The sequence below is a fragment of the Clostridium frigidicarnis genome, from assembly GCF_900111985.1.
Taxonomy (GTDB): domain Bacteria; phylum Bacillota; class Clostridia; order Clostridiales; family Clostridiaceae; genus Clostridium_Z; species Clostridium_Z frigidicarnis.
The window spans coordinates 29,645-54,700 of the sequence record NZ_FOKI01000008.1 but is presented as its reverse complement, the minus strand read 5'-3'; the positions used below and the strand labels follow the sequence as shown (position 1 = coordinate 54,700).

The 25,056-nt window shown below is 30.6% G+C and carries 26 protein-coding genes; 23 read left to right on the top strand and 3 right to left on the bottom strand.

Annotated elements, in window-relative coordinates:
• Positions 1 to 17 precede the first annotated feature (17 nt).
• The 16 genes from eutM (BM119_RS06595) to BM119_RS06520 all read left to right on the top strand — a co-directional run bounded on the left by eutM (BM119_RS06595) (position 18) and on the right by BM119_RS06520 (position 13,381).
• Positions 18 to 308, top strand: coding sequence for an ethanolamine utilization microcompartment protein EutM (gene eutM, locus BM119_RS06595; protein ID WP_090039968.1), 291 nt, complete (start codon positions 18 to 20; stop codon positions 306 to 308).
• 485 nt (positions 309 to 793) lie between these two features.
• The gene (locus BM119_RS06590; RefSeq protein ID WP_090039967.1) at positions 794 to 1,927 is read left to right on the top strand and encodes a 1-propanol dehydrogenase PduQ; all 1,134 of its coding nucleotides are present in this window, start codon (positions 794 to 796) and stop codon (positions 1,925 to 1,927) included.
• Between the two features lie 62 nt (positions 1,928 to 1,989).
• A complete protein-coding gene (gene eutA, locus BM119_RS06585; RefSeq protein ID WP_090039965.1) occupies positions 1,990 to 3,423 on the top strand; it encodes an ethanolamine ammonia-lyase reactivating factor EutA in 1,434 nt (477 codons plus the stop codon).
• Between the two features lie 16 nt (positions 3,424 to 3,439).
• On the top strand, positions 3,440 to 4,804 hold the full coding sequence (locus BM119_RS06580) for an ethanolamine ammonia-lyase subunit EutB (protein WP_090039963.1): 1,365 nt from the start codon (positions 3,440 to 3,442) through the stop codon (positions 4,802 to 4,804).
• 12 nt (positions 4,805 to 4,816) lie between these two features.
• The gene (gene eutC, locus BM119_RS06575; protein ID WP_090039962.1) at positions 4,817 to 5,704 is read left to right on the top strand and encodes an ethanolamine ammonia-lyase subunit EutC; all 888 of its coding nucleotides are present in this window, start codon (positions 4,817 to 4,819) and stop codon (positions 5,702 to 5,704) included.
• Positions 5,705 to 5,721: 17 nt separating this feature from the next.
• Positions 5,722 to 6,375, top strand: a complete 654-nt coding sequence (gene eutL, locus BM119_RS06570; protein ID WP_090039960.1) for an ethanolamine utilization microcompartment protein EutL — start codon at positions 5,722 to 5,724, stop codon at positions 6,373 to 6,375.
• A 10-nt stretch (positions 6,376 to 6,385) separates the two neighbouring features.
• Positions 6,386 to 7,057, top strand: coding sequence for a BMC domain-containing protein (locus BM119_RS06565; RefSeq protein ID WP_090039958.1), 672 nt, complete (start codon positions 6,386 to 6,388; stop codon positions 7,055 to 7,057).
• The gene (locus tag BM119_RS06560) at positions 7,057 to 8,532 is read left to right on the top strand and encodes an acetaldehyde dehydrogenase (acetylating) (protein ID WP_090039956.1); all 1,476 of its coding nucleotides are present in this window, start codon (positions 7,057 to 7,059) and stop codon (positions 8,530 to 8,532) included. Before BM119_RS06565 ends, BM119_RS06560 begins: the two co-directional genes overlap by 1 nt.
• Before the next feature lie 19 nt (positions 8,533 to 8,551).
• Entirely contained in the window at positions 8,552 to 8,836 is a 285-nt protein-coding gene (gene eutM, locus BM119_RS06555) for an ethanolamine utilization microcompartment protein EutM (protein ID WP_090039954.1), read from the top strand.
• A gap of 87 nt (positions 8,837 to 8,923) precedes the next feature.
• Positions 8,924 to 9,685, top strand: a complete 762-nt coding sequence (locus BM119_RS06550) for a cobalamin adenosyltransferase (RefSeq protein ID WP_090039952.1) — start codon at positions 8,924 to 8,926, stop codon at positions 9,683 to 9,685.
• 13 nt (positions 9,686 to 9,698) lie between these two features.
• Positions 9,699 to 10,325, top strand: a complete 627-nt coding sequence (gene eutD, locus BM119_RS06545) for an ethanolamine utilization phosphate acetyltransferase EutD (protein ID WP_090039950.1) — start codon at positions 9,699 to 9,701, stop codon at positions 10,323 to 10,325.
• 21 nt (positions 10,326 to 10,346) lie between these two features.
• A complete protein-coding gene (locus BM119_RS06540) occupies positions 10,347 to 10,982 on the top strand; it encodes a hypothetical protein (protein WP_090039949.1) in 636 nt (211 codons plus the stop codon).
• 5 nt (positions 10,983 to 10,987) lie between these two features.
• The gene (locus BM119_RS06535; RefSeq protein WP_090039948.1) at positions 10,988 to 11,260 is read left to right on the top strand and encodes a EutN/CcmL family microcompartment protein; all 273 of its coding nucleotides are present in this window, start codon (positions 10,988 to 10,990) and stop codon (positions 11,258 to 11,260) included.
• Complete coding sequence (locus BM119_RS06530; protein WP_090039947.1) at positions 11,253 to 11,798, top strand: BMC domain-containing protein; 546 nt, start codon at positions 11,253 to 11,255, stop codon at positions 11,796 to 11,798. Before BM119_RS06535 ends, BM119_RS06530 begins: the two co-directional genes overlap by 8 nt.
• 13 nt (positions 11,799 to 11,811) lie before the next feature.
• Positions 11,812 to 12,912 (top strand): ethanolamine utilization protein EutH, encoded by a 1,101-nt coding sequence (gene eutH, locus BM119_RS06525; protein ID WP_090039946.1) that lies wholly within the window; start codon positions 11,812 to 11,814, stop codon positions 12,910 to 12,912.
• Positions 12,905 to 13,381: a cupin domain-containing protein gene (locus tag BM119_RS06520; RefSeq protein WP_090039944.1), complete on the top strand. Its 477-nt coding sequence runs from the start codon at positions 12,905 to 12,907 to the stop codon at positions 13,379 to 13,381. The genes eutH and BM119_RS06520 overlap by 8 nt, the downstream gene beginning before the upstream one ends.
• 80 nt (positions 13,382 to 13,461) lie before the next feature.
• On the opposite strand, the gene BM119_RS06515 is transcribed toward BM119_RS06520, so the two are convergent.
• Entirely contained in the window at positions 13,462 to 14,676 is a 1,215-nt protein-coding gene (locus tag BM119_RS06515; protein WP_090039943.1) for a cation:proton antiporter, read from the bottom strand.
• Positions 14,677 to 15,215: 539 nt separating this feature from the next.
• Between BM119_RS06515 and BM119_RS06510 the strand changes: the two genes are divergently transcribed.
• Positions 15,216 to 16,382 carry an RNA-binding domain-containing protein gene (locus tag BM119_RS06510; RefSeq protein WP_090039941.1) on the top strand — a complete coding sequence of 389 codons (1,167 nt, stop codon included), beginning with the start codon at positions 15,216 to 15,218 and terminating at the stop codon, positions 16,380 to 16,382.
• 154 nt (positions 16,383 to 16,536) lie between these two features.
• Here BM119_RS06510 and BM119_RS06505 read toward each other — a convergent pair whose 3' ends face one another.
• On the bottom strand, positions 16,537 to 17,415 hold the full coding sequence (locus tag BM119_RS06505) for a LysR substrate-binding domain-containing protein (RefSeq protein ID WP_090039939.1): 879 nt from the start codon (positions 17,413 to 17,415) through the stop codon (positions 16,537 to 16,539).
• 359 nt (positions 17,416 to 17,774) lie between these two features.
• Here BM119_RS06505 and BM119_RS06500 point away from each other — a divergent pair, with 359 nt between their 5' ends.
• Positions 17,775 to 18,596 carry a nitroreductase family protein gene (locus BM119_RS06500; RefSeq protein WP_090039938.1) on the top strand — a complete coding sequence of 274 codons (822 nt, stop codon included), beginning with the start codon at positions 17,775 to 17,777 and terminating at the stop codon, positions 18,594 to 18,596.
• 122 nt (positions 18,597 to 18,718) lie between these two features.
• On the opposite strand, the gene BM119_RS06495 is transcribed toward BM119_RS06500, so the two are convergent.
• A complete protein-coding gene (locus BM119_RS06495; RefSeq protein ID WP_090039936.1) occupies positions 18,719 to 20,026 on the bottom strand; it encodes an esterase/lipase family protein in 1,308 nt (435 codons plus the stop codon).
• A gap of 505 nt (positions 20,027 to 20,531) precedes the next feature.
• Between BM119_RS06495 and BM119_RS06490 the strand changes: the two genes are divergently transcribed.
• The 5 genes from BM119_RS06490 (at position 20,532) to BM119_RS06470 (ending at position 25,002) form a co-directional block, all read left to right on the top strand.
• Complete coding sequence (locus tag BM119_RS06490) at positions 20,532 to 20,684, top strand: zinc-ribbon domain-containing protein (protein WP_090039935.1); 153 nt, start codon at positions 20,532 to 20,534, stop codon at positions 20,682 to 20,684.
• Positions 20,685 to 21,146: 462 nt separating this feature from the next.
• Positions 21,147 to 21,449 carry a hypothetical protein gene (locus BM119_RS06485; protein ID WP_090039933.1) on the top strand — a complete coding sequence of 101 codons (303 nt, stop codon included), beginning with the start codon at positions 21,147 to 21,149 and terminating at the stop codon, positions 21,447 to 21,449.
• A 58-nt stretch (positions 21,450 to 21,507) separates the two neighbouring features.
• Positions 21,508 to 22,716 carry a phosphoenolpyruvate hydrolase family protein gene (locus BM119_RS06480; RefSeq protein ID WP_090039931.1) on the top strand — a complete coding sequence of 403 codons (1,209 nt, stop codon included), beginning with the start codon at positions 21,508 to 21,510 and terminating at the stop codon, positions 22,714 to 22,716.
• A 218-nt stretch (positions 22,717 to 22,934) separates the two neighbouring features.
• Positions 22,935 to 24,143 (top strand): Tm-1-like ATP-binding domain-containing protein, encoded by a 1,209-nt coding sequence (locus tag BM119_RS06475; RefSeq protein WP_090039930.1) that lies wholly within the window; start codon positions 22,935 to 22,937, stop codon positions 24,141 to 24,143.
• 28 nt (positions 24,144 to 24,171) lie between these two features.
• Positions 24,172 to 25,002 (top strand): phosphoenolpyruvate hydrolase family protein, encoded by an 831-nt coding sequence (locus BM119_RS06470; protein WP_090039928.1) that lies wholly within the window; start codon positions 24,172 to 24,174, stop codon positions 25,000 to 25,002.
• Positions 25,003 to 25,056: the final 54 nt, after the last annotated feature.

The window sequence follows — 25,056 nt, the reverse complement described above, 5'->3', positions numbered from 1 at the left end:
TTTAGGAGGATTTTAAAATGAAATATGATGCATTAGGAATGATAGAAACAAAAGGATTAGTAGGTGCAATAGAGGCAGCAGATGCTATGGTTAAGGCAGCAAATGTATATTTAATAGGTAAAGAATATGTTGGAGGCGGACTTGTAACTGTTATGGTTAGAGGTGATGTTGGAGCTGTTAAAGCTGCTACAGATGCTGGTGCTGCTGCAGCAGAACGTGTTGGAGAATTGGTATCAGTTCACGTTATACCACGTCCACATTCTGAGGTTGAAGTGATTCTTCCAGCACATAAAGAAGTTGTAAAATAAGATTTAATTAAAATGTAAAAAATAAAACGTCACTAGATTTAGTGACGTTTTTATTTTATTTAGGTATATTTTTCAAGTCTATTGAGGTAATAACTTTTGTGTTTTTGTCAAAGTAAATACGAAGTTCTTGTCCATATTCACCAATGTCGCTAGTAAAATATGTAACCCATCCTGAGTGTTCCATTTAACCTATAGTTTGTTTAGTCCTTCCATTATTATATTGTCACTTATATATTCAATTGTTAACTTATCAATAAGATTTATCATAACTTTATTTTATTAATCCAATCAATTTGGCAAAAGAATAAGCAACTTTTTTGTGAAAGTAAAGTGTCTTTTAGCCTTTTAAATAATTATATGGAAAATAAAACCTTTATAACTATAATAAAACTATTTATCCAGTGAAATCTTATCCACCAAATGAATATAATGTTTTTCAAAGTTAGATACTTAAATAGAGAAGCAATAAAGAATGGAGAGTGAGAATGAATAGTTTTAATGTAAAACCTAACATATATTTTGGGCAGGGTGCTTTAGAAATTTTAAGAGAAATTTTAACAGAAAAAGTATTAATAATAACAGATCCTTTTATGGTTAAATCAGGAACTATAAATAGAATTACAGATAATATTACATCAAAAAATATAAGTGTATTCAGTGATATAGTACCTGACCCTCCAATAGAGCTAGTGGTAAAAGGCATAGAAGAACTAAGCAAGATTAAACCAGATGTGCTTATTGCATTAGGTGGAGGATCTGCTATAGATGCAGCAAAAGCAATAATGGATTTTTCAAAGAAAATATTATCTCTTGACCATATGGAATTCATAGCTATACCAACTACAAGTGGTACGGGATCAGAAGTTACTTCTTTTTCAGTTATTACAGACAAAGAAAAAGGGGTTAAATATCCATTAGTTTCAGATGATTTATTACCTGATAAAGCAATTTTAGATCCAGATTTAGTAAAAACTGTACCGGATTTTATAACAGCTGATACAGGGATGGATGTTATAACACATGCATTAGAAGCTTATGTATCCATTGATGCAACAGATTTTTCAGATGCACTGGCAGAAAAAGCCTTAGTTTTGTCTTTTGAGTATCTAATAAAAGCATATAAAGATGGTAGTGATATAGAGGCAAGAGAAAAGATGCACAATGCTTCTTGCTTAGCAGGAATAGCCTTTAATGCTGCTTCATTAGGTATAAACCATAGTATTGCTCATGTTTTAGGTGGTAAGCTTCATGTGCCACATGGCAGAACTAATGCAATATTACTACCTTATGTAATTGAGTATAATGCCAATATTATAGGATACGATAATAAAGATTTATCAAGGGCAGCAAAGAAATATCATAATATAGCAAAATTGATAGGATTACCAGCTAACAATGTAAGAATGGGTGTAAAAAACTTAATATATGGAATAAAAAACTTGGAAAAAAGTATGAAAATGCCAGTTAATCTAAAAGAAGCAGGAGTAGATTTAGATAAGTTGAAAGAGGGTAGAGAAAAGCTTGCAGAAATGGCCTTAGAGGATGGCTGTACCAAAACAAATCCTAGAGTACCAACTAAGGATGACATCATTAGGATAATAGAGAGAATTACAATGTAAAAATTAAGTCTATAAAATCTTAATGGGGTGCCATTAGTAGAACACTGAAGGGAGGTAGAGAAATGAAAGAAGAACTGTTAAGTGTTGGAATCGATATAGGTACTAGTACAACTCAATTGGTATTTTCAAAGTTAATAGTAGAAAATACAGCATCAAGCTTCAGTGTTCCAAGAATTTCTATTGTGGATAAAGAAATTATTTATAGAAGTGAAATTTATTTTACACCATTAATATCTATGACAGAAATTGATGCATTAAAAGTAAAAGATATTGTGGAAAAAGAATACAAAAAAGCTGGAATAAATAAAGAAGACATTGAAACAGGAGCTGTAATAATAACAGGAGAAACTGCAAGAAAAGAAAATGCAAATGATGTTTTACATAGCTTAAGCGGCTTTGCAGGAGATTTTGTAGTAGCTACAGCAGGTCCAGATCTAGAAAGTATAATATCAGCTAAAGGTGCAGGGGCTCATACATATTCAAAAGAGCATTCAACAAGTGTAGTAAATATAGATGTTGGAGGAGGCACTAGTAATCTAGCCCTTTTTGTAAGAGGAGAATTAAAGGATACAGGATGTTTAGATATTGGAGGAAGGCTAATAAAGATTGACCCAATAACAAAAGAAATTATTTATATAGCTCCTAAAATACAAAGACTTATTGAAGACAACAATATCCCTATTAAAGTAGGAGATAAAGCAACAGTAGAAAATATCATACCAGTAGCAAATGAAATGGTAAGGATGCTAGAAGAAAGTGTTGGAATAGGGAATCAAAGCTCAGAATTTCAATACATAGTAACTAATAAATCAATTAATCCAAATGAAGAAATAAAATGTATTTCATTCTCTGGAGGAGTAGCTGACTATATATACTATGAGGACTCTATTGATGATTATTTTAAATATGGCGATATGGGAATTATTTTAGGAAGGCAAATAAGAAGGTCTAATATTTGTAAAAACTTAAAGCTAGTAAGGTCTGTAGAAACAATTAGAGCTACTGTTGTAGGAGCAGGGTCACATACCACTGAAATAAGTGGAAGTACCATAACCTATACTTATGATAATTTCCCAATTAAAAATATCCCTATTTTAAAATTATCACTAGAAGATGAAGATAAAGATGAAAAGGGAATAGAAGATGCTGTTAAAGCAAAACTGAATTGGTTTAAGTTAGAAAATGATTTGCAAATGGTAGCTATTGCAGTCAATGGAAAAAATAGTCCGTCATTCACATATGTACAGCAATTAGCAAAGGGTTTAGTAAATGGAATGGATGGATTAATTGAAAAGGATATTCCACTAGTAGTTATTGTAGAAAAAGACATGGCAAAGGTGTTAGGACAATGTATGTATTCTTTATTAGATTATAAGAAAGAAGTAATATGCATTGATAGTATAAAGGTTGATAATGGGGACTACATTGACATTGGAAAACCTATTGCTGTAGGAAATGTATTACCAGTAGTTATTAAAACATTAGTATTTAATTAATGGAAGGAGGATTATTGTGATTTTAAAAACAAAACTATTTAAGAAAGTTTATGAATTTAAATCTATAAATGATGTAATGGCAAAAGCTAATGAGGAAAAGTCAGGAGATAGATTAGCAGGATTAATTGCAGAATCAGCAGAAGAAAGAGTGGCTGCAAAGGTTGTATTATCAAACTTAACACTTGCAGATTTAAGAAACAATCCAGCAGTTCCATATGAAATAGACGAAGTAACAAGAATCATTCAAGATGCAGTGAATGAAAAGATATATAACGAAATAAAGAGTTGGACTGTTTCAGAACTAAGAGAATGGATTTTAGATGATAACACAACTTCCTACGATATAAGAAGAATATCAAGAGGGTTAACATCTGAAATGATAGCAGCAGCAGCAAAAATTATGTCTAATATGGATTTGATTTATGGAGCCAAGAAGATTAAAGTTACTGCACACTGCAACACAACAATTGGAGAGGATGGAAGGTTATCCGCAAGACTTCAACCAAATCACCCTACAGATGATCCAGATGGAATAACAGCATCATTAATGGAGGGTTTAAGCTTTGGTATAGGAGATGCTGTACTAGGATTAAATCCAGTTGATGACTCTGTGGAAAGTGTTACTAAGGTATTAAAAAGATTTGAAGAATTTAAACAAAAGTGGGAAATACCAACTCAAAACTGTGTGTTAGCTCATGTTACCACTCAAATGGAGGCAATAAGAAAAGGCGCTCCAACAGATTTAATATTCCAATCAATAGCAGGTTCTGAAAAAGGAAATGAAGCTTTTGGATTTAATGCAGCAGTTATAGAAGAGGCTAGACAGCTAGCATTATCAGAAGGAACAGCAACTGGTCCAAATGTAATGTACTTTGAAACAGGTCAAGGTTCAGAACTTTCATCAGAAGCTCACCACAATGTAGACCAAGTAACAATGGAAGCAAGATGCTATGGATTTGCTAAAAAATTTGAACCATTCTTAGTAAACACTGTTGTTGGTTTTATAGGACCAGAATATTTATATGACTCAAAACAAGTAATTAGAGCAGGGTTAGAAGATCACTTTATGGGTAAATTATCAGGACTACCAATGGGATGTGATGCATGTTACACAAATCACATGAAGGCTGATCAAAATGATATAGAAAACCTAGCTGTACTATTAACAGGAGCAGGATGTACATATTTTATGGGAATACCACATGGAGATGACGTAATGCTTAATTATCAAACAACAGGTTATCATGAAACAGCTACTTTAAGAGAACTATTTGGACTAAGACCAATTAAAGAATTTGAACAATGGATGGAAAAAATGGGTCTTATGGAAAATGGTAAATTAACTGAATCAGCTGGAGATGCATCAATATTTTTAGGTTAGGAGGGTAGAGAAATGAATGAATTAGAATTAAAAGGAATGGTAGAAAAGCTTTTATCAGAAATGATAGGAAATGTATCACAAGATACTATTAAAGAGAGCACAATAAGACCAATAAGCAATACACTTGTCGATGATAATGGATGTATTGACGATATAACAGAAATTGATTTAAAGAAACAATTTTTAGTAGTTAACCCAAAGGATAGGGAAGGCTACTTAAGTATGAAGCAAAAGACACCAGCAAGACTTGGAATAGGTAGAGTTGGTCCTAGATATAGAACAATTACAGCCTTAAGAGTTAGAGCTGACCATGCAGCAGCACAGGATTCAGTATTCTCTTATGTATCAGAGGAATTTGTGAAAGAAAATAATTTGATTGCTGTAAATACTAAATGTACAGAGAAAGATGAATATTTAACTCGTCCTGATTTAGGTAGAAAGTTTGATGATGATACTTTAAAATTCATAAAAGAAAAATTTGGAGGAAGTCCAAAAGTTATTTTAGCAGTAGGTGATGGATTAAGCTCAGCTGCAATAGAAGCAAATTTAAGAGATATAGCTCCCTCTATTAAACAGGGGCTAAAAATGTATGGAATTGAAATAAAGGATATTTTATTTATAAAACACTGCAGAGTTGGTGCTATGGATCCTATAGGAGAAGTAACAGGAGCAGAGGTAGTTTGTCTTCTAGTTGGAGAAAGACCAGGACTAGTAACAGCAGAATCCATGAGTGCTTATATTGCGTATAAACCAAAAATAAATATGCCAGAAGCTAAAAGAACAGTAGTTTCCAATATACATAAGGGTGGAACTCCACCAGTTGAAGCTGGAGCTCACATAGCTGAATTAATCAAGAAAATGTTAGATAAAAAAGCATCTGGAATTGATTTGAAATCATAAAAATAGGAGGAATTAAAGTGATAAATGAAGCTATACGTCCAACGGTATTAAGTATAAAAATAATATCTAATGTAAGCCATGATTTGGCCAAGAAATTAGAGTTAGGACCAGAACATAAAAGCTTAGGCTTAATAACTACAGATGTTGATGATGTAACATATACAGCTTTAGATGAAGCAACAAAAGCAGCAGAGGTTGAAGTTGTATATGCAAAGTCAATGTATGCAGGCTCAGCAAATGCTTCAACTAAACTTGCAGGAGAAGTTATAGGAATATTAGCAGGACCAAGTCCAGCTGAGGTTAGAAGTGGATTAAATGCTGCTCTTGATTTTATGGAAAGTGGTTCTCACTTTACAAGTGCAAATGATGATAATTCAATAGTTTATTATGCATACTGTGTATCTAGAACAGGATCATATTTGTCAAAGGTTGCAGGAGTTAATGAAGGAGAAGCAATAGCTTATTTAGTAGCACCACCATTAGAAGCAGTATATGGATTAGATGCAGCATTAAAGGCAGCGGATGTAGAATTAAAAGAGTTTTTTGGACCACCAACTGAAACTAACTTTGGTGGAGCCTTATTATCAGGCTCACAATCAGCTTGCAAAGCAGCATGTGATGCTTTTGCTGAAGCAGTTAAATCAGTTGCCAATGAGCCAAGAACATATTAATGATTAATCTATGCAAGCATTAGGATTAATTGAAGTTAATGGATATCTCGCCGCTATAGAAGCTGCCGATGCTGCACTAAAAGCGGCAAATGTATCCTTGATTAATATAGAAATAGTTAAGGCAGGAATTTCAACAGTAGAAATAACTGGGGATGTTGGATCTGTAAAAGTAGCTGTTGATGCAGGAGAAAGAGCATCTAAAACATTAGGAGCATTAAGAAGTGTAAGTGTAATACCAAAGTTACATGAAGAAACTTTAAAAATTGTTCCTGACATGAAGGTAGAAAAGGAAAAAGAAGTAATTTTAGAAGAGTCTAAAGATATAGAAGTGACTAAAAGCTTAGGGAAACCTAAAATCTTAGAAGAAGTCGAAGATTCAAAGGAAAAAGAGAGTTTAGATTATGAGAAGCCTTTAGAGGAAAATAAAATAGAAGAAATAAAGAAGATAGATGAAACCAAATCTTCAGAAGACCAAAAAGGAATGGAAATAAAAAGTGATCCAAAAGAGTATAAGAAAAAGAAGAAATCAGAAAAAAACTATGGTTCTATGAAGGTTGAAGAATTGCGTAAACTAGTAGAAAATTTAAATTTATCAGGAATAACAAGCAATGAAATAAAAGTTGCTAAAAAAGATGTATTAATAAAGATACTATTAGATAATAAAAAAGCAGGTGATAAGTAATGCAATTAACAGATAAAGATTTGATTTCAATACAAGAGGTTAGAAACTTACTTAGAGAAGCAAAAGAAGCACAAAAAGAATTGGCAAAAATGAATCAGGAGCAAATTGACAGAATTGTTAAGGCTATAGCTGATGCTGGATATGAAAATTCTGAGAAACTGGCAAAAATGGCTGAAGAAGAAACAGGCTTTGGAAAGTGGCAAGATAAAATACTTAAAAATACTTTTGCAGCAAAGCAAGTATATGAAAGTATTAAGGATTTAAAGACTGTTGGGATTACTAAAGAAGATCAAGATTTACAGACTATGGATATTGCAGTACCTATGGGTGTAATAGCAGGTATAGTTCCATCAACTAACCCAACTTCTACAGCTATATATAAAACTTTAATATCATTAAAAGGAGCTAATACAATTGTATTTTCTCCTCATCCAAGTGCAAAGAAATGTATTTTAGAAACTGTAAAAATACTATCTGAAGCAGCAGAAAGGGTTGGATGCCCTAAAGGAGCAATTGGATGTATTTCAACGCCAACACTTCAAGCTACTAATGAGCTTATGAAAAGTGATGATACTGCTATGATTCTTGCCACTGGTGGAGCGGCAATGGTTAAGGCAGCATATTCATCAGGGAATCCAGCATTAGGAGTAGGTGCTGGAAATGGACCTGGATTCATTGATAAAAGTGCCAATATTAAGCTAGCAGCTAAAAGAATAATTGATTCTAAAACCTTTGACAATGGTACTATTTGTGCATCTGAACAATCAATAGTTGTGGAAAAGGCAATAGAATCAGCTGTAATATCAGAACTTAAAGCTCAGGGAGCATATTTTCTAGATGAAGAGGAAAGTAAAAAGCTTGAAAAATTCATAATGAGACCTAATGGAACAATGAATCCTCAAATAGTAGGAAAAACCGTGGAATTCATTTCTAATCTAGCTGATTTAACTAGAGTACCAAAAGATGCAAAGGTACTGATAGCTAGAGAAACACGAATTGGTCATAATGTACCATATTCAAGAGAAAAGCTAGGACCAGTTTTAGCTTTCTATGTAGCAGATAATTTGGATGAAGCATGTAAATTATGTAGAGATATATTGCTTAATGAGGGTGCAGGACATAGTTTTATGATTCATGCTGAAGATAAGGAAGTAGTTAAAAAATTTGCTTTAGAAATGCCTGTGTCTAGAATACCAGTAAATAGCCCAGGGGCTCTTGGAGGAATTGGAGCTACAGTAAACCTAGCACCAGCCTTAACATTAGGTTGTGGAAGCATAGGTGGAAGTGCAACTTCAGATAATGTGGGACCATTAAATTTAATTAATACCAAGAGAGTAGCCTATGGAATAAGAGAAATAGAAGACCTTAGAGGTGATGGATCAACTTCCAACTATTGTTCTAACTCATCTTTAAGTAATAATAGTGAAGCACTTATCGATTTACTTGTTAAGAAAATAATAAAAGAATTAAATTAAAGTTTAAGGAGGAATTAAAATGGTAACTGCAAATGCATTAGGAATGATTGAAACTAAAGGATTAGTAGGTGCGATTGAAGCTGCTGATGCTATGGTAAAAGCAGCAAATGTTCAATTAATAGGAAAAGAACAAGTAGGAGGCGGTCTTGTAACTGTAATGGTTAGAGGTGATGTAGGAGCTGTCAAGGCAGCAACTGATGCTGGAGCTGCTGCTGCTGAAAGAGTAGGAGAATTAATTTCAGTACATGTAATACCAAGACCACATTCTGAAGTTGATGCTATATTGCCAAAGGGTATCCAATAATCACTAAATAATAGTGTTAATTATCAATGAGGAGAATTTCTTCTCATTGATAATTAAACTTAATAATTTAGTATGGAGGATGAAAAATTGAGTGTATTAACAGAGGAAGAACTAAGAAAAAGATTGAAAAATGAAGACCTAGATAAGTTAAAAGAGTTTCATATAAAAAAGGGAGAAATAATTACTCCGGCAGCTATATCATTTTTAAATGAACATAATATTATTTTAAAGTATGGTATAGAAATCAGTGAAATTATTGGAAATGTAAATAATGAAGTTGGAGAGGTTATAGAAAAACCTAAGTATGAAACAATATTTGGAATACCCTTAAATGAAAAACCAGAATATATGACTCATCTAAGGGGAGATTTGCTCGTATTTAAGGATCATAGAAGAATTATTTTAAGAGGAAAACTTGATTCACTAGAATCAAAAATTTTAGAGGTTCAAATATTATGCCATAAAGAAAAATTAAATAAATTAGTAGAAGATTTAGAAGAAATAATAATGTTTATAAGAGGGCTAGTAAGATGTGAGGTTGCAGAGGAACCAGTTAAGAAATTTTTTCTTTTAGGTATGAATGTAGAGGAATTAAGAGACAGATCTCACCACACTACTAAATATTATGGAATAGGTTTTACCCCTCCTAATTACAAAATGGGTGAAATTGTAATTTCTTTAAATACTCTTAGAACATTAACAAGAGAAACGGAACTTTCTGCTTTTAAGGCTTTTAAAGATGAATATGGCAAGGTAGAAAGAGAAGATATAATAAGAGCATTAAACAGGTTGTCTTCTGTATTTTGGATTATGATGTTTAAGTTTAGAGCAGGTCAATATAACAAATAACTGGAGGATAAAAATGCAAGATATTTCATTAGATTATATAGTAAAAGAAGTAATTGATAGAGTGAAAAAGGAAATATTTATTGAAGTAGAAGCATCAGGGAGACATATTCACTTATGTGAAAAGGATATTAATATTCTTTTTGGCCAAGGATATAATTTAACTAAAAGTAAGGAATTATCTCAGCCAGGACAATATGCTTGCAATGAAAGAGTAACATTAATAGGACCCAAAGGGACTATTAAGAATGTTGTGGTGCTTGGACCATCAAGACCCCATACTCAAGTGGAGTTATCATTAACAGATGCTCTTTCCTTAGGTGCTAAAATACCTGTAAGAGAAAGTGGAAATATAGATAACACTCCAGGTATAACAATATCCACAGAAAAATCCTCAATAACATTAGATAAAGGAGTAATCGTTGCAAAGAGGCATATTCACATTACACCTGAAGATGCAGCTAAATTTAAGGTAAGAGATAAAGAAGAAGTTAAGGTTGAAGTGTTAGGAACTAGACCGTTAATATTTGAGGATACTGTTATAAGAGTGAGTAAAAACTTCAGAACTTATATGCATATAGATTATGATGAAGCAAATGCTTGTGGATATAAAAAAGGAACTTTATGTAGAATAATTAAATAGTTATTACAAGGAGGTGTATGTATGGAATACGATAAACTTGTAAAACTTATTGTTGATGAAGTTTTAAAAAGAATAGATGAAAAAGCTGTGGGTGAAAGTCATGGGGATAAAAAAACAGTTGTAATCTTTGATAAAGATGATATGCATAAATATTCTAATTTCCTAGAAGCACAATATGAAGCTATCTTGTTTAATGAAAATATTAGAGATTGTAATGCAGTATTAATAAGCAGATTATGTCTTAGAGGAATGGGCAATCTAGCTAATCTAATATGTTCTACAGAAGAAGAAAACTTTATTATAAAAATGCTAATGAAGGGAAGAAAGATATATATTGCTGAAGAGGGTTTATTATACAAAAAATATAAAAATTCTGCACCAAAACAAGTGTACAATAAATATTTAGAATTTGAAGACACATTAAAAAATTATGGTTTTGAAGTTATTTCAAATGCAATAAATATGAGTAGAGTTAATAATACAGATGATGAAAAATTTATATCAATTAGTAAAAAGCTAATTACTGAAGATGATATTAAGAAAAATTACATAGCTGAAAGTAAGGTTGTTTTTATAGAGGATAAAAGTATAATTACGCCTTTAGCAAAAGATTATATTCAAACTAACCATATAGAAATTAAAAGAATAGAAAGGTAAGTAATATGTTAATAGGAAAAGTCGTTGGTAAGCTTTGGGCAACAAGGAAAGACGAAAAATTAAATGGTATAAAATTTCTCATAGTACGATTAATGAAAAATAGTGTTGAAGAGAGTGAGAGTATTTATGTAGCAGCAGATACAGTAGGTGCAGGAACAGGAGATTTAGTTATGATAACTCGTGGAGGTTCTGCAAGAAGTAGTTTAGGGTTAAAGGATGTACCTATTGATTCAACTATAGTAGGAATAATCGATTCTATGGAGATTGATGATGCATAAGAGTATAGGGGCCATAGAGTTTAGATCAATAAGTAAGGGAATTGAAGTTGCAGACTTTATGGTTAAAAAATCAGAGGTTGAAATTATCTTTTTTAAAATGGTTTGTCCAGGTAAATTCATAGTTATTATTTGTGGCAATGAGGATGCTACTAAGGAAGCTGTGAATTTTGGAATAGAATTAGGTGAAAATACTATAGTTGATAGTTTTATAGTAAATGCGGTACATGAAGATATAATTGATGGATTGAAAAATAAATATAAGAAAGGTATTCAAGGGGCATATGGCATTATGGAGACAGCTAGTATATGTAGTGGCATAAAAGCTTTAGATAGAATGCTAAAGAATGCAAATGTAAGTGTAGTAAAAATACAAACAGCATTTTTGATAGGAGGAAAGTTTGTTTTTATAGTTTCTGGTGAAGTAAGTGATATAGAAGATGGGATGAAAGTAGCTAAAGTAGCTATTAATGAGAATAAAATAGTAAATATAGCTATTATTCCTTCACCAGATCCTATGATAATAGCTATGTTAACATAATAGGAGGAGTAATATGGGAATAAATGAAATTATTATTTATATAATGGTAATTTTTATGGCTTTAGGAGCTTTAGACAAATGTATAGGTAATAAATTTGGATTAGGAGAAAAGTTTGAAGAAGGAATTATGGCAATGGGTTCTTTAGCTTTAGCCATGGTTGGGATAATAAGCTTATCACCAGTTTTGGCTAATGTATTAAAGCCTGTTGTAGTTCCAGTATTTAATTTTTTAGGGGCAGATCCAGCTATGTTTGCAGGCTCATTACTTGCAAATGATATGGGCGGAGCGCCACTAGCTATGGAGCTAGCTATAGATCCACAAGCTGGTCTTTTTGGAGGGTTAATAGTAGGTGCTGTAATGGGACCAACTATAGTTTTTATAATACCAGTTGCATTGGGAATAATAGAGTCTAAGGATAAAAAATACCTAGCTACAGGAATACTAGCTGGAATTATAACTGTTCCTATTGGTGCATTTTTTGGAGGCTTAGTAGCAGGGTTCCCACTAATGATGGTAGTAAGAAACCTAATTCCAATAATAATATTTGCCGTGTTAATAACTATTGGACTCATATTCTTTCAAAAGAATATGATTAGAGGGTTCACTTATTTTGGAAAGTTTGTATTGATAGTTATTACAATAGGTTTAGGAGCAGCAATAATTGAGGCTTTAACAGGATTTGTAGTTATTCCAGGTATGAATCCAATACATGATGGATTTTTGGTAGTTGGTGATATTGCTATAGTTTTAGCAGGAGCATTTCCATTAGTTTATGTTATAACTAAAGTATTTAAGAAGCCATTAATGGGTTTAGGTAAGATCTTAGGTATGAATGAAGTTGCAGCGGCTGGTCTTGTAGCAAGCTTAGCTAACTGTATACCTATGTTTGATATGATGAAAGATATGGATAACAGAGGAAAAATAATTAATGTTGCCTTTGCTGTATCAGCGGCTTTCGTATTTGGAGATCATCTTGGATTTACTGCAGGTTTTAACTCAGATATGATTTTACCAATGATAGTTGCTAAATTAGTAGGAGGAATTACTGCAGTAATTGTAGCTATCTTTATTGCAAACAAAACATTAGGAAAGGAAACAGTGAATAATGGATAAGAAAGACTTGGATAAAGAAGTATTAGAAAGATTAGTAAGACAAATAATACAAGAACAATTAACAGGAGCTAAAAAGGAAAATACTGATTTTGAAAGACATAGAGACATTAGCGGTGTAACATCAGTGAAACTACAAACCGTTAAGGTTGATGTAACTAATAGATTAGACACTGGTAAAGCCACAGATGAAGTATATACAAAGGATTTATTTTCTTTAGAAGAAAGTCCACGTCTAGGTTGTGGAGTAATGGTTATGAGGGAAACAACATTTGATTGGACTTTAAATTATGATGAAATAGATTATGTAATTGAAGGGCACCTTGATATTCTTATAGATGGAAGAACAATATCAGCAGACCCTGGTGAGTTAATTTTAATACCTAAAGGAAGCAAAATTAAATTTTCTGTACCTGACTATGCTAGATTTATATATGTTACATACCCAGCAGATTGGGAATCACAAGGATAAAAATAAGCTAAATATTAATATAAAAAAGAAGGACTTAATTGTGAGGTGATATTCACCATCACAAAAGTCCTTCTTTTCTATTATACAGTAGATTCAATTTTTGGAGCATGTCTATTATTACGATCTGAAAACACTATTTTTAATAATAATGGTGTAACTACAGTTGTTACGATTATCATTATTATAATAGGACCAAAAAATATAGAGGACATAATGCCTAAAGCAGCACCTTTATTTGCAACTATCAAAGCAACCTCTCCTCTAGATATCATTCCAGTTCCTATTTGAAGAGATTCTAAAGAAGAAAATTTACATAATTTTGCGGCAAATCCACAGCCTATAATTTTAGTCAAAATAGCAACTATTACAAGTAATATAGAAAATATAATAATAGAAGGAGTCATTGATGGTAATTTAAACTTTATTCCAATACTTGCAAAAAATACTGGAGAAAGTAGCATATACGAAATTATTTCAAAGCGCGTTGCTATATATTTTGAATACTTAGTTTTTGAAATTATAAGTCCAGCTATAAATGCCCCAGTTATATCAGCTACTCCAAAGAACACTTCTGCGCAGTAAGAAAGTATTAAGCAATATACAAAAGAAAGTATTACAAATCTACGCATACCCTTATCATGTCTCAATTGAACATTTGAAAAGAATCTATAAAATATAAAACAACAAATGGCTGCAAAAATAAAGAATGCAAAAATTTTAAATAAAACTACCCAAACATTTATATTTGGATCTGCAAAGCTAGTAACTATAGTAAGGGCCACTATACCTAAGATATCATCTATAATTGCTGCACCTAAAATTGTATTTCCTACATTGGTATTAAGCTTGCCCATTTCTTTTAAAGTCTCAACTGTTATACTAACAGAAGTAGCTGTTAATATAACTCCGATAAATATATTTTGTAAGACTATACTTGCAGATACATCTGAAATAGATGGATCATTGTTAAAGAAATAGGCAACAATAGTGCCAAATATAAGAGGTACAATCATACCTATTAAAGCGATAATAAAAGATGATTTGCCACTTTTCTTTAATTCATCTACATCTGTTTCAAGACCAGCACAAAACATTAAAACAATTACTCCAATCTCAGAAAGTTGTGTTATAAATTCTGTCTCATTTAAAAGGTTGAGAACAGTAGGCCCAAAGATTACTCCGGCCATTAAAGCACCAACAACTTGAGGAAGTTGGAAACGTTTATTTGCTAATCCTAAAACTTTTGTAGTTAATAGTATTAATGCTAAATCAAATAAAAAATTATAAGAATCCATAATAATATCCCCTTTTCTTTCTTCAAATATTATACAAAAAAACATATATATAGTATAACATATCATTATTAGAGATATGTTACAAGTATTGCTAAAATTATGAATAAAATTTAAAGTCAATACATAAAAAGAATAAGTGTTTAATACTGTGGTAAATCAACGATTATGCTGAAAAAAATATTTGCTATCTATTTTAAATATTTATGTTTTTTTAATAGTTTTGTTCTTTATCATATGAAGTATATATCTAAACATAAAGAATAATTAACTAGAAATAATGATTTTAATTAAGAAATACGAAAAAATTATTTAAGTTTATTTTTACAATATTTAAAAGTATTGTTATTTAATTTTCTTAATAATCTAGTAAAGTGCTATAAAAGACTAAGGAGTATCATTTTGTGATTCATGAGACATGACTCATATATTTTAAAGATTAGCATTATAATTAGATTTAAATTAATAGAAGTAATAAGGTTTTTATTTTGTGTTTTATGGGTTATAATTAAAGATAAGTAAATTTTGTGGTGGTGATAAAAATGACGTTATCTATAGATAATTTAATGAATATATTAATAAATGGAGAGAATTCTTTTATAGAATTTAAAGAACATAATGTTAGGGCAGAGAGTGTAGCAAAAGAATTAGTAGCATTTTTGAATTTTGAAGGTGGTACATTATTTATTGGAATTAATGATGATGGAGAAATTATTGGTGTAGATAATAAAAATTATGAAGAATGGATAATGAACATATGTAGAAGTTCTATTTATCCTCCAGTTATACCTGTTTATGAAGAAATTATTATAGATAGTAAAAGAATTATTAAAATACAGGTTTCAAAAGGTGTTAATAATCCATATCATACTTCTAACAAGTACTATATAAGAGTTGGATCTACATCTAGGGAAGCTTCTCAGCATGAATTAATTAGATTATTACAATCATCAAATGCTTTACATTATGAATTAATTCCTATGCAAGGAGCAACTGTTTCAGATATAAGCAAGATACGAGTGGAAGATTATTTTTCTACTAGGGGAATTGATATTAGTGAGTATAGTAAAGTAGAGCTTGAAAATCTATTATATAATACTGAGATATTAGTTAGCACAAATAATGAGAAATATATAAGTTTAGCAGGTATGATGTTTTTTGCAAAGAATCCATCTTTATGGCTAAAAAATTCAGGGGTGCAATTAGTTAGATTTAGAGGTAATGATGTAACTAGTGAAATTATTGACAGGAAAAACCTTGAAGGTAATTTGCCAGATATAATAGATAAAACTTTAGATTTTGTAAACTTAAACAATATGGTAAGTGAAAAGTTTGATGGGATTAGACGTATAGATGTTCATGAATATAATAAAAATGTATTAAGAGAAATAATAGTTAATGCTTTCGCACACAGAGATTGGAGTCTAATCGGAGCAAAAATTAGAGTTTACGTATTTGATGATTTTATTGAAGTTAGAAGCCCAGGAAAAATACCTGATACACTAACTTTAGAAAGAATGAAAATGGGTATATCATATTATAGAAATCCTCTAATTATGCAAATGTTAGTTGATTATGGTTATGCTGATAAAATTGGTAGAGGAATTATGAGTATAATAAAATATCATGAGAAAAACAATTTAATTCCACCTGAATTCATAGAAGAAGGATTTGAGTTTAGAGTTAAAATATTTAAATATGAAGGCTAATAAAAGTAGCCATATAACTAGTTTTGAACTAGTTATATGGCTTAATATTTTGTGGGAGTTAATGTAGTTTATTATGTTTTTATATTTGTATAGAGTAATTGAAATTTGAGAAAATATTCCTTTCAAATCAAAGGTTAATAAGTTTATATTATTGCTAAGAAATAGATGAGATAACATGATTTTTAAAAACCTTTGTAATGGGAGACATATAGGAATTTTTAAGCCACGCCATATAAATAACTTTATCCTTAATATTTTCTTTAATGTTTATAATAGAAACAGCATTTGTATTAATGATTGGCGTATTAGGAACTACAGAAATACCAGCACCAGCAGCCACTAACCCCTCAAGCATACTTGCCTCGCTAGGGTGGATAGATATTTTGGGAATGTAACCTAAGTATTCAGCATAAGAAAGCATTTTATCTTTATTTCCATCACAAAATGCAACAAATGATTCATCTTTTAATTCTTTTAAAGAAACCTCGAATCTATTTGAAAGAGCATGTTTTTTAGGAACAATTAAAACATATTCTTCTCTTTTAATTGCTATTGATTCAATTTCATCATTAGAATCAATACCGTCTATGTTATGGTAAAAGCCTAAATCTATTTTTCCACTTTTTAAATCTTTTAATATATCTGGTATAGATTGATAGTTAAATTGAAATTTTGTATTAGGACTAGTATTTAAAAAACCACTAATTATAAAAGGCATAAAATATGTTCCTATACTAGAGGTAGATGAAATAGAAATAGTACCAGTATTAGGGTTAATTATATCCTCCAGTTCTTTTACTCCTTTTTCAATTTCCATTAAAGCTATATTGCTATGATTTAAAAATATTCTTCCAAAACGAGTAAGTTTAATATTACGACCATTCTTTTCAAATAAGGGAACATTGAGTTCATCTTCTAACTTTGATATTGATTTACTTAAAGCTGGTTGAGTTACTGATAGTAAATTTGCAGCAACTGTAAAATTTTCAGTTTCAGCTATTGTTTTAAGATATTCTAATTGTTGTAAATTCATTTATATACTCCTTAACGTTTAGTCTATTTTAAAGTTATAATATATAATTATCATTAACAAACTATAACTTAAAGTTATAGTTCTATGAAAAATATGAATTAGACATAGTTTGAATTGTAATGATATAATCACAATAAATAACTTGTGGATAAATAAACTGTATAGATCAATTATAAAAATTATTTATAATTATGTCAAAAATTATGTCTTATGAAATTGTATAATATTACTTTTACTTATCCCATGTCTAGTGGATATAATACTCTAATTTTCTATAAGTTGGAGACCTGTGTTTTGTAAGTTATAAGAGATATAATAAGAACATAAACAAAATAAAATTAGTTAGGGAGAAATGTTTTATGATGAATGTAGATAAAGATAAATGTATAGGTTGCGGTTTATGCGTTAAGGATTGTTTTGCAAGAGACATAGAAATTGTAGGTGGAAAAGCTAAAATTAATAATGTAACCTGTTTTAAATGTGGACATTGTATAGCTATTTGTCCTAAAAATGCTGTAACAACAGATGAATATAATATGGAAGATGTAAAAAATTATAATAAAGAAGACTTTACAGTAGAAGCTGAAAACTTATTAAATTTTATTAAATTTAGAAGAACTATAAGACACTTTAAGAATAAAGAAGTAGAGGTAGAAAAGCTTTCTAAGATTATAGAAGCAGGTAGATTTACTCAAACAGGAAGTAATAGTCAAAATGTATCTTATATAGTAGTAAGAGATGGCATAGAAGAATTAAAAAGTATGGCATTGGAAAGCTTAAAGGAACTAGGACAAAATATTATTTCTAACTTAAACCCTCAAACAATAGGTTTCAAAAGATACGCAGAAATGTGGATAAGTATGTATGAAGATTATAAGACAAATGAAAATCCAAAGGATAATTTATTCTTTAATGCACCAACTATAATACTTGTTGCATCTGATTCTCAAGTTAATGCAGCTTTAGCATCTTCAAATATGGAACTTATGACTAATGCAGTAGGTCTTGGAACATTCTTTAGTGGATTTTTTGTAAGGGCAGCTCAAGGAAATAAAAAAATTATGGATTATTTAGGGTTAAAAGAAGGCCAACAAATTGTTACCTGTATGGTAATAGGATATCCAGATGTAAAATATTTAAGAACAGTACCTAGAAAAAATCCGGAAATATGTTGGAAATAAATTTAATGTTTACTAAATAAAAAAAATATTACTGGAAAGAAAAATTTCCAGTAATATTTTAATAATATAAAAAACTATCTAGAATCTCTGTTTATAATTGTATTTTACCTAAGAAGATATATTTAATAAGGAAGATTATTTAACATATCTGCCCATTGAACGAACTGGTTTTGAAGATACTTACGATAAATAGGGTTATGTTGTAATACTACCTCAATATGATCTATGTTGTTGATTTCTCCAATGTAGTTCCATACACCTTTTTCAGGGAGAACGTTAGGGTCGTGAGTCACAATTTTATCTTCAGAACCTTCGTGAGGGCCTATAGCAGATTTAACGCTAACTATACCGTCATTTCTCCACCAACTACTATCGACTTGAACTTTTCCAGGAGTAAAATTTGTGTATTTTCCCATAAAGATAGAACTTTTTAAAAGAAGAGGATTCATATTAATATTAGGTACTTGATGGCCAGTTAATAAATCTTTATGTGTATCTACACAAGAGATAGAAAAATAGTAAATATTTTTTTGAGCCTTAACCCAACTATTTAGCTCTTTTGCTCCTTCTTGAGACAAATCCCAAATACTTAAATCATTTGTATCTTTCCAAATGTTGCTGCTAAATACTCTTTTATAATAACTTTCGTAGGATTCATTAGCTTCTTTCTTAAGTCCCCATTGATCTAGCTTGAAATCAAAACAAGGATTGGTAGAATCAAATCTTCCAGTGCTACTAGCAATAGCAGCGAAAAAATCATGGACAAGAGGTTCGAGATTTTGTTTCCTTTCATCTTCTTGGCTTCCATCATGTGGAGTTGCTATAGTTGTAACACTATCAATCCAATGGTTGTCTCCTTTAAACAAAGGATTTAAGTTGGTTTTACTATAGTTCATTTCATCAGCATCACCATTTTCTAATAATTGAGCCAATATTCTAATTGTTTCTCCACCCATACTGTGCCCAATTAAGTGAATTTTTTTTGTTCCATTTGTATCTGAAGCCCCCCATTCAGGATAAACTCCAGGATAAGTTCGACCATAACGGTAATGTCCATCTTTTTTTGAATGAGCTTCACCATAGTCTACAGTGCCACCTTTTAAGTAAGCATACAATTCACAAGCTCTATCCCAATTACTAGATATAGAACCTATAGTGGGAGTAAAAACTGTATAGCCTTTTTGAGTTAAAATATCTTTTAAATTGTTTTCACCTCCCCAATAATTTATGCCATAAAGTTCATCATTTCCCCAACCAAATAAACCATGGACCATTACAATAGGATAATTATTATTTAATTTGGGTAATGAGGAACTTGTGATGGAATCTTCAGAAGAAGTAGTTGTAGCAAAAGCGTTGGTGGAAAAGGTTAAAGTTAATACCATGAAAGAGATGAGTAGTAATAATGTTTTTTTAAAAGATTTTTTCATAATAAAACACCCCATAAAATATAAATTTATACTTGAATACAGTATATCATTATTTTCAAATAAAGTATAAATATGGAATACGCTTTAAAATAGGCAATAAATCTATTGTAATGAGTAGTATAAATATAAAGCTTTAAATATCTCAATAATAACCATTAAAATATGATAAACAAAGTAAACTACTTAAAATAAAAATATGGTATTAATTCAAGCAACTCTTAAGAAATTTATATTAAAATTATTTTAATATAAGATTAGAGGGTTTAAGAGGTATATAAAGTAAATAATGATAAAAGCATATAAAGAATAGTTAAAAATAAAAAAAATAAAAAAAAAGGTAATATAACCCTTGCATTAATATGTATATGTGTTATACTAAGTGAGTAAGTTAAATTAATACTTACTAAAAAATAAAAAATAAAGATTTGATTATAGATGAGTAATTTCTCCTAATTAGAGAATACGTTAATCAAAGAGAGTCTTTAATTTTAAGGAGGAAACAAAAATGGCAGATAAGACAATAGTATGTAGAGATTGTGGTCAAGAATTCATATTCACTGAAGGTGAGCAAGAATTCTACAAAGAAAAAGGATTCGATAACGAGCCAACTAGATGTGCAGCTTGTAGAAGAGCAAAAAAAGAACAAAATAGAAGATAATTAATATTTTCATAAAAGAACTATCTTAAAAGTAATTTTAAGATAGTTCTTTTTTATTATTATAAAATGATAATAATATAGATAGGATATATGTAAAATTTAACTAAGATTATATATAATTAAAAGGTTTAGGAAAAACTTTTAAAAGTAAGTTAATCCTAAACCTTTTGTGGTAGTATACTATTTTATTAAATTTTAAATTTGTTGACAAAGAACTTTAAATCATAATAGGGTAGAAACTTATATTCATTAAATGTAACAGTCATGTATATGTTTAAGAAATATAGAATAGCTTTAGAAATACGGTTTATAAAAGTTGAGGGAAATAAGCTTACGGTTTGTCAATAAGAGGTTAAGAAAAGTATGGTTATCTATATAACTATAAATTAGTTGTTTACTTTGTAGATAATTATATATAATGTAATTAAGGTTAAACATTATGAATAAGCAAAGGAGATTATGATGGATTGGTATTGTGCAGTTTGGAATAGTGATAAAGTTAGCAGTGAAATGGGAGCACAATTCTTATATGAAAAAATATGTAAAGGAGATACATCATTAGTAGGAGATATAGATATACTTGACGAGTTTTATGAGGATCTAATGGGAAAAAATCAAAATATTAAGGTAGACAAGGGAGATGGCTTTGTAATAATAGGTTGTGATTTAGAAAATGCTGAATTTATTAATAATATAGTTCAAGTATTAGCTAAAGACCATGGATTATCATTTTATGAGCCACAAAATATGACTTATATATTTTAGTTTTAAAGAAAAGAAAAATTCATCAAGTATGGATTGTTTATAGAAAGGTAAGGGAAATATGACATTAATAAAGAGAGAAGACATACTTAAGAATTTGAATGTAGAAACCAAGATTAATGGGCATATTATTGGGGTAGCTACAGGTTCAGGTATTACAGCAAAATATGCTGAAAATGGTGGAGCAGATTTTATATTGGCTTTAAATTCAGGGAAATTTAGACAAATGGGAAGAGGTTCTCTTGCTGGTATGCTTCCATTTTCCAACAGTAATGATATGGTAATGGATTTTGCTTCTAGAGAGATTTTACCATTAGTTAAAAGAACCCCAGTAATATTTGGATTTAATGCAACGGACCCTACAAAAGATATGAAAGAATATATTAGATTTATTAAGGAACAAGGTTTTTCTGGCATTAATAATTTCCCAACTATTGGAATTGTAGATGGCGAGTTTCGTGAATCATTAGAAGAAAATGGTTGTTGTTATGACTTAGAAGTTGAAGCTATAGGTATTGCACATGAAATGGGCCTATTTACTATTGCATTTGTGTTTGATGAAGATACTGCAAAAAAAATGATTAATGTTGGGGCTGATGTGATTTGTGTGCATCTAGGTTTAACACAAGGTGGCATGTTAGGTGCAAAAAAAATACTTTCTTTAGAATCGGCAAGAGAGAGGGTAGAAAAAATTTTTAAAGTGTGTAATGAGATAAACCATGATGTAATCAAATTAATTTATGGAGGACCTGTAAAGACTCCAATTGATGTTCAATATATGTATAGTAATAATAAATTGGTTATGGGGTATATTGGCGGATCTTCCTTTGAAAGAATTCCTTCTGAAAAATCAATAATTAATATTACAAAAGCATTTAAAACTTCCGGTAATTTAAGTGAAGATGATTTAATGATTAAAATGTTAGATGGTATTACAAAACATTATGATTATGTAGAATTTGTAAAGGAATACGTGGATAAGAATTATATGAATGATATATCATTTTTGGACTTGGCTAAAGTTGCACATATATCAAGAAGCCATTTAAGTAATTTATTTAAAAAGGATGTTGGTTGCAGTTTTCCTCAGTATTTGGTTAAATATCGAATAGATAAATCAATAGCCATTATGAATAGAGAAAAAATTCCACTAATACAATTAGCTTATTTAGTTGGGTATAATGACTACTCCCAATTCAGTAAAATGTTTAAAAAATACAAAAGATGCTCACCAACACAGTATTTCTCAGATAATAAAAAGAACTCATAAAGTTTTTAAAGGGTTTTAGTAAATAAAATTATATTTTCTGACAAAGGATACATAAGCTCAAGGTTATAGTACATAAACACATTTACCTTTATTAAAATAAACAGTATTATTAACTTGTGATCATTAATACTGTTTATTTTAATTGTCTAATTAATGGGTAGTTATAAATGTAAATAGTACACATTCTTATTTTTACTCAGGAGGAGGTTTTTTGATTTATGAAAACGATAGCAATTGCAGGGACTTTTGATTCAAAAGGGGTGGAATACACTTATGTTAAAGAATTAATTGAAAGCTTAGGAATTAAAACTTTTACAATTCACACAGGTGTATTTGAACCAACTTTTGAACCTGATGTTTCTAATGAGGAAGTGGCAAAGGCTGCTGGAGCAGACATATATGAAATAGCGGCAAAGAAAGATAGAGCATTAGCAACTGAGATTTTATCAAAAGGAATGGAAATAATAGTTCCCAAATTATATGATGAAGGAAAATTTGATGGTATAATTTCCTTTGGCGGTACAGGTGGAACATCTTTAGTAACACCAGCTATGCGAAAATTACCTATTGGAGTACCTAAGGTGATGGTGTCAACTGTGGCTTCAGGCAATACGTCACAATATGTTCAAACAAGCGATATTATTATGATGCCATCTGTAGTTGATGTGGCTGGATTAAATTCTATATCAACAAAAATATTTACTAATGCAGCATTTGCTATAACAGGTATGGTCAAATTTACAAACAATAAAAAGGTTGAAAAGAAGCCACTTGTAGCAGCTACTATGTTTGGTGTAACAACACCTTGTGTAAACTATGCAAGAGAATATCTTGAAGAAAGAGGATACGAGGTTCTAGTATTCCATGCAACAGGTATTGGTGGAAAAACAATGGAAAGTCTTATTGAAGGTGGATTTATTGAGGGAGTATTAGATTTAACTACAACCGAATGGTGTGATGAAATTGTTGGTGGTGTATTAAATTCAGGACCTCATCGTTTGGAGGCAGCTGGGAAAAATCATATTCCTCAAGTTGTTTCTGTTGGAGCATTGGATATGGTAAACTTTGCGGCGATAGAGACTGTGCCAAGTAAATTTGAAGGCAGAAATTTTTATAAACATAATCCAACAGTAACATTAATGAGAACAACAGTAGAGGAAAATAGAATAATTGGAAAGAAAGTAGCAGAAAAGCTTAATATAGCTTCAGAAAAAACTGCATTATTTATTCCCCTTAAAGGCGTGTCTTTATTAGATGTTCCTGGACAACCTTTTTACGGAGAAGAAGAAGATAGTGCGCTATTTGATATTTTAAGAAATAATGTTAATAAAGATATAATAGAAATTGTTGAAATGAATAATGCAATAAATGATAAGGAGTTTGCAGAAGCGGCAGCTGAAAAACTAATTAATTTAATGAATAAATAGAATAATTTATATGAAGGGTGAGATAACTATGAATAAATTAACAAGAGTAGAAATAATGGAAAAATTTAAAAAAGAGGTATCTAATGGAAAGGTTTTATTAGGCGTAGGTGCAGGAACAGGTATCACAGCAAAGAGTAGTGAAGCTGGTGGAGCAGACATGCTTATTATTTATAACTCTGGAAGATATAGAATGGCAGGGCGTGGTTCTTTAGCAGGCTTATTATCTTATGGTGATGCTAATCAAATAGTTGTTGAAATGGGGTCAGAGGTATTACCAGTTGTTAAAGAAACACCTGTACTTGCTGGTGTTTGTGGAACTGACCCATTTAGAGTTATGGAAGTATTTTTAAAGCAATTAAAAGACCAAGGATTTGCAGGGGTTCAAAACTTTCCAACGGTAGGATTAATAGATGGTGTATTTAGACAAAATTTAGAGGAAACAGGTATGGGATATGGTCTTGAAGTAGAGATGATAAGAAAAGCACATGAACTTGATATGCTTACTACTCCTTATGTATTTAATCCGGAACAGGCTAAAGCAATGGCAGAAGCTGGGGCAGATATTTTAGTAGCACATATGGGTTTAACTACAAAAGGAACAATTGGTGCTAAAACAGCTCTTACTCTTGATGATTGTGTAGAAAAAATTGAGGCTATTATAAAAGCTGGTAAAGAAGTAAATCCAGATATTATGATTATCTGCCATGGTGGTCCAATTGCTGAACCAGAAGATGCATCATATGTAATTAAGAAAACAGAGGGAATTGATGGTTTCTTTGGAGCATCTAGCATTGAACGTTTTGCAGCTGAAAAAGGAATCACTTCACAAGCTTCTGCATTTAAATCTATTAAAAAATAATAAGTGAATTAAAAGGGTAGGTTAGACATAAAGTTTAACCTACCCTTAAAACTA

Excerpts from the sequence above, each read along its gene's own strand:
- BM119_RS06515 (WP_090039943.1), bottom strand. The coding sequence starts at position 14,676 with ATGGATTCTTATAATTTTTTATTTGATTTAGCATTAATACTATTAACT.
- BM119_RS06530 (WP_090039947.1), top strand. The coding sequence starts at position 11,253 with ATGCATAAGAGTATAGGGGCCATAGAGTTTAGATCAATAAGTAAGGGA.
- BM119_RS06470 (WP_090039928.1), top strand. The coding sequence starts at position 24,172 with ATGAATAAATTAACAAGAGTAGAAATAATGGAAAAATTTAAAAAAGAG.
- BM119_RS06485 (WP_090039933.1), top strand. The coding sequence starts at position 21,147 with ATGGATTGGTATTGTGCAGTTTGGAATAGTGATAAAGTTAGCAGTGAA.
- BM119_RS06540 (WP_090039949.1), top strand. The coding sequence starts at position 10,347 with ATGGAATACGATAAACTTGTAAAACTTATTGTTGATGAAGTTTTAAAA.
- eutA (WP_090039965.1), top strand. The coding sequence starts at position 1,990 with ATGAAAGAAGAACTGTTAAGTGTTGGAATCGATATAGGTACTAGTACA.
- BM119_RS06480 (WP_090039931.1), top strand. The coding sequence starts at position 21,508 with ATGACATTAATAAAGAGAGAAGACATACTTAAGAATTTGAATGTAGAA.
- eutM (WP_090039954.1), top strand. The coding sequence starts at position 8,552 with ATGGTAACTGCAAATGCATTAGGAATGATTGAAACTAAAGGATTAGTA.
- eutC (WP_090039962.1), top strand. The coding sequence starts at position 4,817 with ATGAATGAATTAGAATTAAAAGGAATGGTAGAAAAGCTTTTATCAGAA.
- BM119_RS06510 (WP_090039941.1), top strand. The coding sequence starts at position 15,216 with ATGACGTTATCTATAGATAATTTAATGAATATATTAATAAATGGAGAG.
- BM119_RS06495 (WP_090039936.1), bottom strand. The coding sequence starts at position 20,026 with ATGAAAAAATCTTTTAAAAAAACATTATTACTACTCATCTCTTTCATG.
- BM119_RS06535 (WP_090039948.1), top strand. The coding sequence starts at position 10,988 with ATGTTAATAGGAAAAGTCGTTGGTAAGCTTTGGGCAACAAGGAAAGAC.
- eutM (WP_090039968.1), top strand. The coding sequence starts at position 18 with ATGAAATATGATGCATTAGGAATGATAGAAACAAAAGGATTAGTAGGT.
- BM119_RS06500 (WP_090039938.1), top strand. The coding sequence starts at position 17,775 with ATGATGAATGTAGATAAAGATAAATGTATAGGTTGCGGTTTATGCGTT.
- BM119_RS06505 (WP_090039939.1), bottom strand. The coding sequence starts at position 17,415 with ATGAATTTACAACAATTAGAATATCTTAAAACAATAGCTGAAACTGAA.
- BM119_RS06490 (WP_090039935.1), top strand. The coding sequence starts at position 20,532 with ATGGCAGATAAGACAATAGTATGTAGAGATTGTGGTCAAGAATTCATA.
- BM119_RS06560 (WP_090039956.1), top strand. The coding sequence starts at position 7,057 with ATGCAATTAACAGATAAAGATTTGATTTCAATACAAGAGGTTAGAAAC.
- BM119_RS06590 (WP_090039967.1), top strand. The coding sequence starts at position 794 with ATGAATAGTTTTAATGTAAAACCTAACATATATTTTGGGCAGGGTGCT.
- BM119_RS06475 (WP_090039930.1), top strand. The coding sequence starts at position 22,935 with ATGAAAACGATAGCAATTGCAGGGACTTTTGATTCAAAAGGGGTGGAA.
- eutH (WP_090039946.1), top strand. The coding sequence starts at position 11,812 with ATGGGAATAAATGAAATTATTATTTATATAATGGTAATTTTTATGGCT.
- BM119_RS06520 (WP_090039944.1), top strand. The coding sequence starts at position 12,905 with ATGGATAAGAAAGACTTGGATAAAGAAGTATTAGAAAGATTAGTAAGA.
- BM119_RS06565 (WP_090039958.1), top strand. The coding sequence starts at position 6,386 with ATGCAAGCATTAGGATTAATTGAAGTTAATGGATATCTCGCCGCTATA.
- eutD (WP_090039950.1), top strand. The coding sequence starts at position 9,699 with ATGCAAGATATTTCATTAGATTATATAGTAAAAGAAGTAATTGATAGA.